We start from the raw sequence: 14,716 nt of genomic DNA, 5'->3' as shown, positions 1-14,716 counted from the left end.
TTCCCGGCGGCGCCTTGCAAGGATCGATCCCGCCATGATCGACTTCTTCATTCACCGGCCGATCTTCGCGTCGGCAATCGCGATCATCATGACCCTCGCCGGCGGCATCTGCTATTTCCTGCTGCCTATCTCGCAGTTTCCCGATGTGACGCCGCCACAGATCGTCGTCGCCGCCAACTATCCGGGTGCCAGCGCCCAGGTCGTCGCCGATACGGTGACGACGCCGCTTGAACAGCAGATCAACGGCGTGCCGGGCATGCTCTATATGACCTCGACGAGTTCGAATGACGGCTCTTCGCGCATCATCATTTCCTTCGAAGTGGGCTATCCGATCGACGCCGCCGCACTCGACGTCCAGAACCGCGTTTCGCAGGCAGCATCCTCGCTTCCCGCGCTCGTCAACCAGACCGGTGTGACCATTGCCAAGCAGATCCCGAATTTCACCGTGCTGGTGAGCCTGGATTCGCCCGACAACTCGGTCGATTTCGCCTCCGTCAGCAACTACGCCTACCTGCAGATCCTCGATCCATTGAAGCGCCTGCCTGGGGTCGGCGACGTCCAGCTCTTCGGCGAGCGTCGCTATTCGATGCGCGTCTGGCTCGATCCCGACCGTATGGCCAATCTCGGCATCACCGCCGTCGACGTGCAGAACGTTATTGCCGAGCAGAACATCCAGGTCGCAGGCGGCAAGATCGGGCAATCGCCGGCACCCGCCGGGACACCCTTCGAGATGCAGATCAACGCGCTCGGCCGGTTGAGCGATCCGGCGCAGTTCGGCGATATCGTGCTTCGGGCCGACCAGACGACCGGGGCGACGACGCGGCTGCGCGATGTGGCGCGCATCGAACTCGGGGCACTGCTCTATTCGTCGTCGGTCACCTTCAACGGCAAGGAAAGTGTCGTACTCGCCGTATTCCAGGCGCCCGGTTCCAATGCGCTCGACCTGCAAAGCCGCGTCCAGGCAAAAATGGATGAACTGTCGCAGCGCTTCCCCGCAGGCATCGCCTATCACATGTTCTACGACACCACGCGTTTCGTCTCGGCGGCGATGACGGATGTGGTGTTCACGCTGCTCGAGGCGCTCGTTCTCGTCGTTGCCGTCGTTTTCATCTTCCTCCAGAGCCTGCGCACCACGATCATCCCGACGATCGCCATCCCGGTGTCGCTGATCGCGACGCTGGTCGTCATGTATCTGTTCGGCTTTTCGCTGAACATGCTGAGCCTGCTCGGCATGGTGCTCGCCATCGGCCTCGTGGTCGACGACGCGATCGTCGTTGTCGAGAACGTCGAACGTCAGCTTGAGGCCGGCCTGCCGCCACTTGCCGCCACGCGCAAGGCCATGCAGGAGGTGACGGGGCCGATCATCGCGACGTCGGCGGTGCTTCTCGCGGTCTTCGTGCCGGTTGCCTTCATTCCGGGCGTCGCCGGCAGCCTCTACAACCAGTTCGCCCTGACGGTCGCGATCTCTGTCGCCTTTTCCGCCTTCAATTCGCTGACCCTCAGCCCGGCGCTGAGCGCCGCTTTCCTGCGTTATCGCGGCGAACCGCGCTTTGCGCTCTTTCGCTGGTTCAACACCGGCTTTCATGCGCTGTCGCACGGCTATGCGCGCAGCATAGCAAGGCTCGTGCGCTGGCGCTGGGCGCTGTTTGCCCTCTTCCTCCTCGCCATCGGTTCCACTTACGCGCTGTGGCAGCGTACGCCGTCGACCTTCCTGCCGGTCGAAGACCAGGGCTATTTCTTCGTCGTCATCCAGCTTCCGGACGGCGCCTCGCTCGAACGGACCGAGACCGTCGCGCGGCGATCCGAGGAGATCCTTCGCGGCACCGCCGGCGTCGATTTCGTCGGCTCCGTCGTCGGCTTCAATTTCCTGTCCTTTGCCGCCCAGTCGAACTCCGCCGTACAGTTCGCGGTCCTGAAGCCCTGGGACGAACGACCGCCGGAACAGGGCGCATCGGCGTTGCGCGAGGCAGTGACGCCGCAACTGCTGCAGATTCCCGATGCCCTGGTGCTCGCCTTCGATCCGCCGTCGATCCAGGGGCTGGGGGCGACCGGCGGCTTCGAATTCCAGGTCGAGGACCTGGCCGGGCGCAGCGCTCAAGCTCTGAACGATGCGACCCAGGCGCTGATTGCCGAGGCGCGCAAGCAGCCGGAGATCAATCCCTACCAGCTCTTCACCACCTTCAGCACGTCGAGCCCGCAATTCGACTATGACCTCGACCGCGACAAGGCGAAACTCCTCGGACTCAGCCTGCCGGATATCTTCAACACGCTGCAGATCTATTTCGGCTCGCTCTACGTCAACGACTTCAACCTGTTCGGCCGCACCTTCCGCGTGACGCTGCAGGCCGACCAGGGCGCACGCGCTTCCGCCACGGATCTTTCACGCCTCTATGTGCGCAACACCCGGGGCGAAATGGTGCCGCTCAACACGCTTGGTTCGTTCAGGCCGACGGTCGGTCCCGAGACCATCACCCACTACAACAACTACCCATCAGCGCTGATCAACGGCGCGGCAGCGCCCGGATTCAGTTCGAGCCAGGCGGTGGCGGCGATGGAGCGGGTGGCCCGCACGACGCTGCCGCGGGACTACACATTCGAATGGACCGGCATTACCTATCAGGAGATCCGCGCAGGTTCGATCGCCGCGCTCGTCTTCGCGCTCGCGCTCGTTTTCTGCTTCCTGATCCTGGCCGCCCAGTACGAAAGCTGGTCGATGCCGTTCATGGTGCTGCTCTCGGTGCCGCTGGCGCTCCTGGGCGCGCTGTCGGCGCTATGGCTCCGTGGAATGCAGATCGACGTCTATTCGCAGATCGGTTTCGTAATGTTGGTAGGACTTGCCGCCAAGAACGCCATCCTGATCGTCGAGTTCGCCCGCCGCCGGCGCGAGGAAGGGCTGGATGTGGTGGCAGCAGCAGCGGAAGCGGCGCGCCTGCGCCTGCGCCCGATCCTGATGACTGCCTTCGCCTTCATCCTCGGCGTGCTGCCATTGATGTACGCCAGAGGCGCAGGTGCCGCCAGCCGCCAGTCGATCGGCACCACCGTGTTCGGCGGCATGCTCGTGGCGACCGTTCTCACACTCATTTTCGTCCCGGTGTTCTACGCGGTTATCGAACAATGGCGGGAGGGACTTTCCTCGAAGCCCGTCGGCCAGCGGCGAGAGCCGGAGGCGGCGGAATAGGGATTGGAGCCTAACATGCGTGGTTCGAGACTGGTCCTTGCCGCAGTGGTCATAATCGCCGCCCTTGCTGCGGCCTACCACTACAGGAATGGCGGGTTTGAGATCGAAGGCGGCGATGCCGGGGCCGCCCCGGCTCCGGCGCAACAGGCCATGCCCGTTCCCGTCGCGGCGGTCGTCAAGAAAACGATCCCCATCTATCTCGACTATTCGGCACGGACCGAGGCGATCCGCAACGTGACGCTTCGCGCCAAGGTCTCCGGCTATATCGAGTCACAGGCGGTTCCGGACGGTTCGGATGTTCACGGCGGCGACCTCCTCTACCGGATCGACGCACGCGACTATCGGGCGGAACTGGATCAGGCAAAGGCCCAGGTCGAAAGGGACGAAGCGTCACTCGCCTATCTCCGATCCAATCTCACGCGCGGCAACGAGCTTGCCACGACAGGCTATCTGGACAAGGACAGTTTCGACCAGCGTCACAGCGCAGTGCGTCAGGCGGAGGCTGCACTTGCCATGTCGCAGGCGGCGGTGCGCACGGCTGAGATCAACCTCGACTACACCGAAATCCGCGCCCCCTTTGCCGGGCGGCTCGGGCGCAACCTGGCGCCGGAGGGAACACTGGTCAGCAACACGACCGGAACCCCGCTCAACAACCTTGTGCAGCTTTCGCCGATCTATGTCTCGTTCAACCCGAGCGAAACCGAACTCGCCGACATCCGGAAGGCCCGGACGAAGGGCAAAGTGGAGGCAGAGGTGCTTCTGCCCGGCGACAAGGAACCGCGTTACCGCGGCGACCTCAGCTTCATAAACAACACGGTCGAGGGCAATACCGGAACGGTGGTAGCGCGCGCCACGATCGACAATGCCGATCTGACCCTGCTTCCCGGCCAGTATGTCCGCGTGCGCCTGAAGATCAGGGATGAACCGAACGTGATGATGGTGCCGGGAACAGCGCTCGGATCGAGCCAGCTCGGCAAGTATGTCTACGTCGTCGGCAAGGATGATACGGTCGAGCAGCGGCTCGTCACCCTCGGCCCGACCAGCGGCGATCTCATTGGGTTGGCCTCGGGTGTTTCGGAAGGCGACCAGGTGATCGCCGGAAATCTGCAGAAGATCTTCCCCGGCGCGCCAGTCAAGCCGATGCCGGCGGGGCAGGCGCAGAAGTAGCGGCAACGACGATCGCTTTAATAACTGAGGCTAGGATCGCTGCATCACGCATCGCATACCTTACAGCGCCGCGCGTCAAATATGACGCGCAAAGGACGCTGTAACGCTTTAAACTTGCTGCATAATTTTCTCCTTAAATCGGATCCGATTTAAGGAATTATGCAGTAGGCTCCGATCGACTGCTTGTTTTGCACTTGGCCTTCCGACCGCATCCGCCGCGGCGACGTTTTGCTGACGAGACGTCTCGTCGCGCGCGCGCTCTCACGGCTTCAGATCACCTGTGCGGTCACACAGTGGATCGAGTTGTTACCGTAGCCCAGACGGTTCCACTCGGCGCGCTCAGGCTGGGTTCGGCCCGCCATGTCGGTGGCGCGCGCCCGCACGGCGAGCGGCCCCGTCTGCTCAAGTCGCGTCATCAGCTCCCACCATTGCCAGGCAGAGCGCCGCCGTTCGCCGACGAGCCGCGCCTCGCGCCACGGGCCGTCGTTTAGGCTTACATCGACCCTGGATATGCTCCCGGCGCCAGACCACGCGACGCCGCGGATCGCGGTCTCGCCGCGCGGCAGGCTCTCGCCCTGATCGGGTGAAGAGATCAGCGCCCGCACACTCATGAGCGTCACCGGCGCGCGCTCGTCGCCCCCGTTCCGCACCCACTGGTACCAGTACTTCTCCGTTTGATAGTGGGCCTCGCAGGGCTTGTCGGTGACGACGATCTCGGTCAGCCACTTGACGGACGCCACCGCATACCAGCCCGGCACGATCAGCCGCAACGGATAGCCATGAGGCGACGACAGCTGCTCGCCGTTCATCTCGTAGGCGAGAAGCGCGCCCGCTTCGCGAATCTGGTCGAAGCTGAGGCCACGCTCGAAACGAATCGGCGCATCGTGACCCTCGACGAGCCCGCCGTCCGCACCGCGGAACGTAAGTTCCGTCGCGCCGGGTCGCAGGCCTGCCCGTTCGATCACCTCGATCAAGGGAACGCCGGTCCATTCGGCGGTGCTGACGGCGCCCAGGCCCCAGGCCTCGCCGGGCACGGCCGGACCGAACAGGCTGCGGCCGTTGCCAGCGCATTCGAGGGTCACCACGAGGCTCTCAGCATGAAGATTGTGAAGGTCCCTCATGCTCAGACTCAGAGACCTTTCGACCAGTCCGCCGACCGAGAGCCGATAGCTCTCGCCATCGAGGTTCGGAATATCGAAGTGATTACGCAAGTAGAACCGACCATTGGGCACCACTGCCCCGCCCGCTAGGTCCTGCACCGACGTCTCGCCGTTCAGCGGATAGACGCGATGAACCAGGAGCCCCGCCTCAACGGCGTCCTGGCAAGCGTCCGCGGGGTCGAGAAACGCGGCAGAAACCTCCGCCGGGCGTGCATCGCAGCCGCCGCTCGCCACCACCCCGGCGCAGGTCGACGCCGCCATCACTTCGACCTCGCCGGCTTGACGGAACGGCGTCAAGAACGCTTGGAGGACGGTCTCATCCGCCGCTTCGGCGATGAAGAACAGTGAATGGGAGCCACGAACGACGGCCTCGCCCTTGATGACCACGCCATGGCGAGCGGCGCTAGGCCGGCTCAAATGATTCAGCAGCATCGCGCCCTTGGCCGGATCGCGTGCGGGGCAGGTTTCGGGCGAATGCTGATGGTGCACAATGAACAGAGGCACTGGGAACCTCCATGCTAGGGCGGGGTTGCCCTGCGCCAAACTGCACGTTGCGGCCTGCAAGGCGATCGGTCCCGATCCTGAGGACACATTGCTCCGCTCGCACTGCTCACGATCATTTCGGCACCTGCACGATGCGGAGATGAATCGCGCACCTTCCTTCCGGCGAGACCAGACGAGCAATGGCCGCAATATATCACGCCCCGCCTTCGCTTTCGCCGGATATCGTTGTGAAGAAGTCTCGCTACAGCGCCGCGCGTCAAACATGACGCGCTAAGGACGCTGTAACGCTTTAAACTTGCTGCATAATTTATCCTTAAATCGATTCCGATTTAAGGAATTATGCAGTAGAGGTCGACGCAAATCCCGACGATACATTATGCAACTTCAGGGGTCTAAAAGGTACTTCCGTCGAATGGACACAGTGAATGCCGGCATACAGCGGGTGTTCGACGCCGAGCGGCTCACGCCGACGTCTCCCAAGGGTTGATTACGGAGGCGTCTGTGTCTTCGAAATCCTTGACGTTGCGTGTGACAAGGATGAGATCGTGGACGATCGCGGTCGCGGCGATCAACCCGTCGATATCGCCGCGAGGGCGGATTGCCGCGATGCGGCCCCATTCGACCGCGATTTGGTCGGTTATCGGCAGAATGCGGTCGCCATGGTCGTGGCGCAACTTGCGCAGCCATTCGGTGAGGTGCGCGGCAGTCTTCGGATCCGACCTCTGTTTCAGGGCAATCCCGCGCATGATTTCGCCGAAGGTGAGGGCACTCAGGTGGATGCTGAGCGGATCTACAGAGCGCAGCCAGGACACTGCCTGCGGCGTGCCGCGTCGCGCCTCTGAGACGATGTTGGTGTCAACCAGATACATTAGAAGGCCACATCGCGGCTTGGCGTCTTGGCGCGTACATTCACCTCATCAGCGAGCTGATCGTCCCAAGCGGGACCGCCAAGCAGATCGTCGACCAGCGTTGGCCGGCCGGCGCGCAGAGCGTCGTAGTCATGAGCGGACAGCACGACGGCCGTGCGCTCACCGCGCAGCGTGACAATCTGCGGCCCTTCATGGCGCGCCTTCTGCACCACCTTCGAGAATTGGTTCTTGGCGTCCTGCAGTTGCCATTCCATAACTTCGCTCCAAATTAGCTAGACTGTCTAGCTATATAGTCCTATTTGTCTGCCATTGAAAGTGCCAATGTACCACGCGGCCGATCGACGGCCCGCACGCGACGCCGCACGATCGGCGATCTCGATAACCGAGCTACGCGGCAGATCGCCGGCCGCATGCGGCTGGAGCGTCATCCGATTTCCGTCAGCTACGAGACGATCTACAAATTTGCCTATTCTGCAGACGGTCAGGCCATCAAGCTATGGCGGCATCTGCCGGAACGGCGTGCGAGACGTCGCCCGCGCCATGCCAGGCGGCGCTACGGCCGCCGTTTCAGCCCGGAACTCAACATTCTCCACCGTCCGGACACCGTCGCCGAGCGCAAGCAGTTCGGTCATTGGGAGCGCGATCTCATTCAGTTTCGCAAGAAGTTCGGGAATAGACACGTCGTTATCCTCGTTGTTAGCAACGTGGCGATAGCGCTCACCTCAGCAAAACAACGGCACCACCGTGGTTGCCGCAGGTGAGATGTCGCTTGGCTCTGCCGACCTCGCCAACATAATCGCCAGTGACACCGCAAAAGGAGGTGACTGCTCTCAGATGATACGATGTGATTGGATGCGCTACAGGTCCATGCTGTCGCCACGGACTTGGATCAGGCCTTGCTGAGCAGAGGTGCCGAGCACCGCTTGGAGGCCCGGGTCGTTCTGGCGCAGACGTTCCTTCATCCATCTGATCGTCCAGTCGTAGGTATCAGAGAACAATTCGGAATGCCGGCTCCAATCCATGAAGCTGATCGTGCTCGAAACCGGCGGACAGACCAAAACATCCTCTTCGCCAATGGCAATGTCCTGCGGCCGGTGCGCCAGCATGCTCGCAGCAATCACGTGAATCACGCTGGGCACCTTTGGCAAGCTGGCACGACCGAAAGGATTTAGCCAGGCGAGCGCCAACTGGGAAGCTCCGGGGATGCGGTCATAGTCGATTTGGTATTTCTGTGGTCCACCCGACTCCAAGCTCACGACGACATTGGGTCCGGTCTTGAGTTCCTTCATCTGCTCCAACGGCAGATTGTTCATAATCCCACCATCCACCAGCATATCGCCGTCAGTCGTAAAGAACGGCGGCAGGACACCCGGGATCGAGCCGGACGCCCGAACGGCCTGCCACAGCTTTCCATAGCGATGAACATGGGGCTGACGACTGCTCAGATTGGTCGAAAGCGCAAAGAACGGAAGCCAAAGATCCTCGATCAGAACGTCGCTGTACTCCGCCTGAAGGGCTCGATCGAACACCTTGTGATCCAGGAGCGCGAAATGCGGCAATGTGGGACGGCGAAATGCCCGGCTCTTAATGAATATGTTGTGCGTGCCACGGTCGATCTCATCCGCATCCAACCCACGGGCAAAGCCGGCCATCATTGCCGCTCCGGAACTCGTACCGCCGAGATAGTCGAAGCAAGCGCCCGCCTCAAGGAAGGCCTTGTAGACGCCCAGATGGGCGCTGCCGAGGGACCCGCCCCCTGCCGCCACGAAACCCCTCGCGTTGCCGGAAATGAATCGAGCCAGGCGTTGGATGTCGGACCCGTCCACTAGCGCAACATGATGATGATGGCCAACATGAGGACGCTCGTTAAGCCATTCAGTGGTACCGGAGACCGCTACCGAGCGATTGTCGTGAACCAGGACGAGCCGCGCGGTCGATGGTGGATGGACCGATAGCGCCAGCTGCTCGGACAGGTTCATGCAGGGCGAAGAGGACGCGCTGGCAAGCAACAGGACGCAATCCGCCTGGCGAATGCAGACTCGTGTCCATTCATTGGGCTCTTCATCGGCGACATAAACGATGATTTCGGTTTTGGCCTCGAGTTCATTCAACCAGTTGAGGACCGGCTGATCGTCGATCGGAAGACCGGCGAACCGCGCTTCAATGTCAGCCCGGGCAAGGAACTGAACGCGCGCGCGTACATCGAACGCTTTCCGCAGGTGCCGGATGAAAACTGGTGAAATGCGACTTCCGCCGGCTGGAATGACCGCAAGCGTTCGGATCTTGGCAGGTTTCTTGGGAAGCGATGAATTCGGAGCCTGCATGGCGAACCGGCGCGCCAGAAAAGTCGTGACCGCCTGTCGTAGGCTTGGCAAGGCGACGGCCGCTTTCTCGAACTGGTTGCCGCGGATTTCAAGAACGATCGAATCGCGCGCTGCGAGAACGGTGGCCATGCGGGGCAGCCCCGCGAAGAAACCGACCTCACCGACGAGTTCGCCCTGGCCAATCTCGGCGACCCAGCCGGCTGAATCTTCTTTGTGCACCGTAAAGCGGCCAGATAGTACTATGAAGAACCGGTCCGATGGATCACCTTCGCGAACCAGGACCTCACCGCGTCGCAGGACCCGCCGGTCGGATTCGGCAGCCAAAGCCTCAAGTGCCGCCAAAGACGCCCGATCGAACATCAATGTCGCCGACAGCAATCTCGCCGCAAGGGAATCGACGGAGGCCATTTAACCACTCCTCGAGACGAGTTCGCTCCGGCTAACAGTAATGCGTCCCGCACAAGCACGGATAATCGCACAGCCGCTCAAAAATGGTACTATCCTGTGACCGCAAGGTTGAAATGTCCGCCGTTGCGCAAAGTAGAAATGTCATTTTGAGCAGTCATATCGCACCACCACCAGCCCCGATCTGACCGGCTGGTCCGGGTTGCAAGGACAGATCGGGGCGGGTGACGGACGCCTATCGGCTTTCGCTTTGAGACTATGAATGCAGCCGATTATTCCGCCGCATCAAGGCGGGGATGCATGAGAAGAAGATCAGCCAGGCGGAGATCGCGCGGACGCTTCGCCGAGACCGCTCGACAATCTGCCGCGAACTGCGGGGGCAGCTGATAAGCCATTTGGGCTCCCTACCCGCGCAAGCTCGGCAAAGTCTGACGTTCGATCGACGCTTGGAATTCGTCTCGTGGCGAGAGCTAGTCTTGCTCAGTGCATCATCGCCAGCGCGGCTGTGAAGAAATCCTCGCCTCCGAAGTTTCCCGATTTCAGCGCCAATAGCATATCGCCCTGCGCATTGCCGACCGTTCGCAGCACCGGCACGCCGGGCGCGATCTCCGGGCCGATCAGGAAGGCTGGAATGGCCAGCCTGTCGACCGCGGCACCCGAGGTTTCTCCGCCTGCGACGACCAGGCGCCGCACGCCTCTTGCTACTAACTCGGCGGCGATGATCGAAGTCGCGGTTTCGATCGCGTGGCCGGAGGCCTCCCGTCCGTATTGCGACTGCAGCTGCAAAACGGTTTCAGGCGATGCACTCGCCGCGATGACGACCGGACCGGCGGCAATGCGGTCTCCGGCCCAGGAAATCGCAGCGGCAATCTCGTCCGGGCCGGCAAGCAGCCGCTCCGGGTCGAGCCGCAGGACGGGCATCGACCGTTCGGCGACATCGAGTTGCCGCAGCGTCGCCTTGGAGCAACTGCCGGCAACGACCACGGCAGGCCCGCCCACCGGGCGAATGGCATCCGCTGTCGTTGCCTCCCCGGACGATACCCGGCCGGAGCGGACGAGTGCGCGGGCAAGGCCGAGGCCGAGCCCCGACGCGCCGGTGGACACCGGCGTTTCGAGGGCGATCTCGCCAAGCGTTTCAAGATCGCGTTCGAAGACCGCGTCCGCTATCACCGTCTTGACACCGGTGACCTGCAGAGCCTCGAGCCGGGCTCTTACCGTATCGGGTCCCGCAGCGATTGCCGGCAAATCGATGAGACCGACGGCGCCACGCGACTGTCTGGTCATGACGCGCACAAGATTGGCGTCGTGCATCGGGTTGAGGGGATGATCCTTGAGCGGGCTTTCGTTCAACGGCTCTCCGTTAACGAAGAGGTGGCCGAAATAGACGGTGCGTCCCGTTTCCGGAAAGGCGGGCGTAACCAGCACCAAACCGCCGCCGGCAGCGGCGCTCAGGGCCTCCGTCACCGGACCGATATTGCCGGCGTCGGTGGAATCGAAAGTCGAGCAGATCTTGTAAAGCACATGGTCCGCTCCGCGCTCGCGCAGCCATCGTTCGGCTTGCGTCGCCGCAGCCACGGCGTCAGCGGCCGCGACCGAGCGGATTTTCAGCGAGACGACGACCGCGTCGACATCCGGCAGCGCCAGGGACGGGTCGGGAATACCGACCGTCTGCACGGTGCGCAGGCCGTTTTTCGTCAGTGTGTTGGCAAGGTCTGACGCGCCGGTGTAGTCGTCAGCGATCGATCCAAGCAGGATGGTCATCAGCTAGCTCCGTGCAAAAGGTCTGAACCAGTCGAGGCCGTCCAGCGTACGGCCACGGGGGATGTATTCGCAGCCGACAAAGCCGCCGTAACCGAGCCGGTCGATTTCCACGAACAGATAGGGATAGTTCAACTCCTCCCCGTCCGGCTCGTTGCGCGACGGCACGCTGGCGATCTGGATATGGCCGGTGATCGGTAGCAGGCGGCGCAAGGCCATGACCACGTCGCCATGCAGGATCTGGCGGTGATAGATGTCGAACTGCAGTTTCAGGTTCGGCATACCGAGTTCCGCGATCAGCTTTTCGGCCGCGCCGAAGTCATTGAGGAAGTAGCCCGGCATGTTTCGCCCGTTGATCGGCTCGAGCAACAGGTCGATGCCCTCCTCTGAAAGCCGCCCCGCAACGTAGGCAACGGAGCGTCGGTAAGATGAGGCCGCGTCTTTGTCGTGGGGATCAGCAAGGCCGGCCATCAGGTGCAGCCGCCCGACACCCGTCGCCACCGCATAGTCCAGCGCCCGCTCGACGCCCGCTTTCAGCGCATCGAACCGTCCGGGAAGCGCCGCGACACCCCGGTCGCCGGCGGCCCAATCGCCCGGCGGCAGATTGAACAAGGCCTGCTGCAGATTGTTGCGGGCGAGCCGTTCGGCGATCGCCTCCGGTGCGGCTTCATAGGGAAAAAGATATTCGACGGCGGCAAACCCGGCATCGGCCGCGGCGTCGAAGCGGTCGAGGAACGGCCATTCGTTGAACATCATCGTCAGGTTGGCGGCAAAAACCGGCATGGTGGCGTTCCTTACGGCTTCTGAGGCTCTTTGGTGGCACCGGGCAATGTGGCACCCGACAGCTGGGCGTAGAGCCGCGCGAGCGAGGAATCGTCGTCGCGGCCCATGCCGGCTCCGGACGCGCCCAAATACATCTGCAGGGCCGCAGCTGCGAGCGGTACCGGATAGCGCTCCGAGCGAGCCATATCCTGGACGATGCCGAGGTCCTTGACGAAAATCTCGATGCTGCTCAGCGGAGTATAGTCTCCGGCCAACACATGCGGCACGCGGTTTTCGAACATCCAGGAATTGCCGGCCGAGGCCGTGATCACTTCATAGACCTTGTGGAGGTCGAGGCCCTGCTTGGCGGCAAACGTTATCGCTTCGCAGGCGGCCGCGATGTGCACGCCGGCGAGAAGCTGGTTGATCATCTTGAAGGCGGCGCCGGTTCCGGCCGCGTCGCCGAGCTCGTAGATCTTGCCGGCCATGGCGTCGAGACCCGGGCGGGCCGTGTCGAAAGCCTGCTTGGAGCCGGATGCCATGATCGTCAGTTCGCCGTTTGCCGCCTTGGCCGCACCGCCCGAAATTGGCGCATCGAGATAATGCAGACCGAGAGCCTCCACCCGTTGTGCCAGGTCGCGTGCCACAGCCGGGTCCATGGTAGCCGACGAAATGAAGACTGCTCCGGGCTTCATCGTCCTCGCTACACCCTCGACGCCGAACAGCACAGCCTCGGTCTGCGCACCGTTGACGACGACGGAGACGACAAGGTCGGCATCCTTTGCCGCACCGGCGGGCGTGGCCGCGCCGCGTCCACCCTCGGCGGTGAAGCGGTCCACCGCCGCAGGAGTGATGTCATACCCAACGACGTCGAGGCCTGCGCGCTTCATCGACCGGGCCATTCCGAGCCCCATGGAGCCAAGGCCGATGACGGCCGCGACAACAGCGGGGCCTGAGTTTTCAGCAAGCGGTGACATGACGAGTTCTCCAGTCTTGTAAAGGAAGAGCTGCCCTCCGGATGCTGCCACCCGGAGGGGTTGGTGTTTAGCGGTTGACGGTCTTCGCCGGAACCGTCAACACGGCCAGCGAACCGATGACCAGGGCCGCGGCGAGAAGATACATGCCCGCGCTGTTGCTGCCCGTAAGATCCTTCAGATAGCCCACCAGAAACGGCCCGAGGAACCCGGCGAGATTGCCGACCGAATTGATCCAGGCGATGCCGGCGGCCGCGCCCGTGCCGGCGAGAAAAGCGGTCGGAAGCGACCAGAAGAGCGGCGCGCAACTGATGGCGCCCGCAGCAGCCAGCGAGAGGCAGACGATTGAGACCGTCGTGCTTGTTGCCGTCGTTGCCGCGACAAAACCACCGGCGGCGATGAGGGCGGGAATGACCAGGTGCCACCGGCGTTCACGCAGCCTGTCGGCGGAGCGTCCGAGCACCAGCATGGCAACGAACGTGCAGATATAGGGGATAGCGGAAATCAGGCCGATATTCAGGTTCCCGCTGACGCCGGAGGCCTTGACGATGGAGGGCATCCAGAAATTCAGGCCGTATTGCCCAAGCACGAAGCAGAAATAGATGAAGCACATCAGCCAGACGCGGCGGTCCGTCAGCGTTCCGGCAATGCTGTGCGGGCTCGAGGCCTTGGCCCGGTTCTCCGCCTCGATATTGGCCGCCAGCACACGCTTTTCGTCTTCGTTCAGCCATTTCGCGTCACGGATCGTATCATCAAGGTAGAAGAACGTGACGACGCCGAAAAGGATGGCCGGGATGGCTTCGATCAGGAACATCCACTGCCAGCCGGAAAGGCCATGCGTGCCGTGGAAGCTGTCCATCAAGAGACCCGAAAGCGGATTACCGAAAATGGCGGATATCGGGATTGCGGACATGAAGGTGGTGATGATTCTGCCGCGGCGATGGGCCGGATACCAAGCGGTCAGATAGAGAATGATGCCGGGGAAAAATCCCGCTTCGGCAACGCCCAGCAGGAAACGCAGGACATAGAAGACGGCTTCCGACGAGGTGAACATGAAGGCGGCGGAAATGATGCCCCAGGTGACCATGATGCGGGCAATCCACACCCGCGCGCCGACCTTGTTCATGATAATGTTGCTCGGCACTTCAAACAGAAAATAGCCGATGAAGAAAATACCTGCGCCGATGCCATAGGCCGCTTCCGAGAGGCCGAGCTCACTCGACATCTGCAGCTTCGCGAAGCCGACATTGACGCGGTCGAGATAGGCCACCACGTAGCACAGCATCAAAAAAGGAACGATTCTCCAGAATACCTTGCCATAGGCCCGGTCTTCCATTGTCTGTGCGGCGTATGCGCCATCGACTGGCGCCTGCGTTTGCAGCGTCATGATTTTCTCCTCCAATTGTTGCCGCAGTCTCCTTCCGCGGCACGCCGAGCCAATAATGGCAGCGCTGCCATTTTCCTTAATCCATTTTGGCAGCGCTGCCAACACGAAATTGGTAGCGCTGCCAAAAAAATCTTGCTTCTTGAAGAGAGTGGTGAAAAATGAGGACTGCATGGTGGGCGACATCGGAGGGATGACGGCTTCGCGGCTGAAGCGCCCACCCAAGGCCGG

Annotated in this window: 11 protein-coding genes and 1 pseudogene; 4 read left to right on the top strand and 8 right to left on the bottom strand. The window is 62.2% G+C overall.

The window, feature by feature from the left end; genetic code table 11:
• The first annotated feature begins 34 nt into the window (after positions 1–34).
• Positions 35–3,178 (top strand): efflux RND transporter permease subunit, encoded by a 3,144-nt coding sequence (locus BC360_RS29980; RefSeq protein ID WP_065797933.1) that lies wholly within the window; start codon positions 35–37, stop codon positions 3,176–3,178.
• A 15-nt stretch (positions 3,179–3,193) separates the two neighbouring features.
• Positions 3,194–4,345 carry an efflux RND transporter periplasmic adaptor subunit gene (locus BC360_RS29975; RefSeq protein ID WP_065797932.1) on the top strand — a complete coding sequence of 384 codons (1,152 nt, stop codon included), beginning with the start codon at positions 3,194–3,196 and terminating at the stop codon, positions 4,343–4,345.
• Between the two features lie 269 nt (positions 4,346–4,614).
• On the opposite strand, the gene BC360_RS29970 is transcribed toward BC360_RS29975, so the two are convergent.
• From BC360_RS29970 to BC360_RS29960, 3 genes are all read right to left on the bottom strand, one after another.
• Positions 4,615–6,009, bottom strand: coding sequence for a sulfite oxidase (locus BC360_RS29970; RefSeq protein ID WP_065797931.1), 1,395 nt, complete (start codon positions 6,007–6,009; stop codon positions 4,615–4,617).
• A gap of 461 nt (positions 6,010–6,470) precedes the next feature.
• A complete protein-coding gene (locus BC360_RS29965) occupies positions 6,471–6,878 on the bottom strand; it encodes a type II toxin-antitoxin system VapC family toxin (RefSeq protein ID WP_065797930.1) in 408 nt (135 codons plus the stop codon).
• The gene (locus BC360_RS29960; RefSeq protein ID WP_065797929.1) at positions 6,878–7,132 is read right to left on the bottom strand and encodes a type II toxin-antitoxin system Phd/YefM family antitoxin; all 255 of its coding nucleotides are present in this window, start codon (positions 7,130–7,132) and stop codon (positions 6,878–6,880) included. Before BC360_RS29960 ends, BC360_RS29965 begins: the two co-directional genes overlap by 1 nt.
• Before the next feature lie 141 nt (positions 7,133–7,273).
• Between BC360_RS29960 and BC360_RS29955 the strand changes: the two are divergent.
• Positions 7,274–7,597: pseudogene (locus BC360_RS29955) on the top strand (IS30 family transposase); the annotation flags it as partial.
• Positions 7,598–7,735: 138 nt separating this feature from the next.
• On the opposite strand, the gene BC360_RS29950 reads toward BC360_RS29955, so the two are convergent.
• A complete protein-coding gene (locus tag BC360_RS29950) occupies positions 7,736–9,610 on the bottom strand; it encodes a patatin-like phospholipase family protein (protein WP_065797928.1) in 1,875 nt (624 codons plus the stop codon).
• A 281-nt stretch (positions 9,611–9,891) separates the two neighbouring features.
• Here BC360_RS29950 and BC360_RS33210 point away from each other — a divergent pair, with 281 nt between their 5' ends.
• The gene (locus BC360_RS33210; protein WP_413813800.1) at positions 9,892–10,116 is read left to right on the top strand and encodes a helix-turn-helix domain-containing protein; all 225 of its coding nucleotides are present in this window, start codon (positions 9,892–9,894) and stop codon (positions 10,114–10,116) included.
• Here the strand turns inward: BC360_RS33210 and otnK are convergent.
• The 4 genes from otnK to BC360_RS29930 form a co-directional block, all read right to left on the bottom strand.
• A complete protein-coding gene (gene otnK / locus BC360_RS29945) occupies positions 10,088–11,368 on the bottom strand; it encodes a 3-oxo-tetronate kinase (RefSeq protein WP_065797927.1) in 1,281 nt (426 codons plus the stop codon). The two genes, BC360_RS33210 and otnK, sit on opposite strands and share 29 nt — an antisense overlap.
• 3 nt (positions 11,369–11,371) lie before the next feature.
• Positions 11,372–12,148 (bottom strand): 2-oxo-tetronate isomerase, encoded by a 777-nt coding sequence (gene otnI, locus BC360_RS29940; RefSeq protein ID WP_065797926.1) that lies wholly within the window; start codon positions 12,146–12,148, stop codon positions 11,372–11,374.
• 11 nt (positions 12,149–12,159) lie between these two features.
• Positions 12,160–13,104: an L-threonate dehydrogenase gene (ltnD, locus tag BC360_RS29935; RefSeq protein ID WP_065797925.1), complete on the bottom strand. Its 945-nt coding sequence runs from the start codon at positions 13,102–13,104 to the stop codon at positions 12,160–12,162.
• A gap of 67 nt (positions 13,105–13,171) precedes the next feature.
• On the bottom strand, positions 13,172–14,488 hold the full coding sequence (locus BC360_RS29930; RefSeq protein ID WP_065797924.1) for an MFS transporter: 1,317 nt from the start codon (positions 14,486–14,488) through the stop codon (positions 13,172–13,174).
• Positions 14,489–14,716 lie beyond the last annotated feature (228 nt).

This window comes from Ensifer sp. LC163 (assembly GCF_001695855.1).
Lineage (GTDB): Bacteria > Pseudomonadota > Alphaproteobacteria > Rhizobiales > Rhizobiaceae > Ensifer.
Note: the sequence above shows the minus strand (reverse complement) of the source record. Positions and strands in the feature narration are given on the sequence as shown.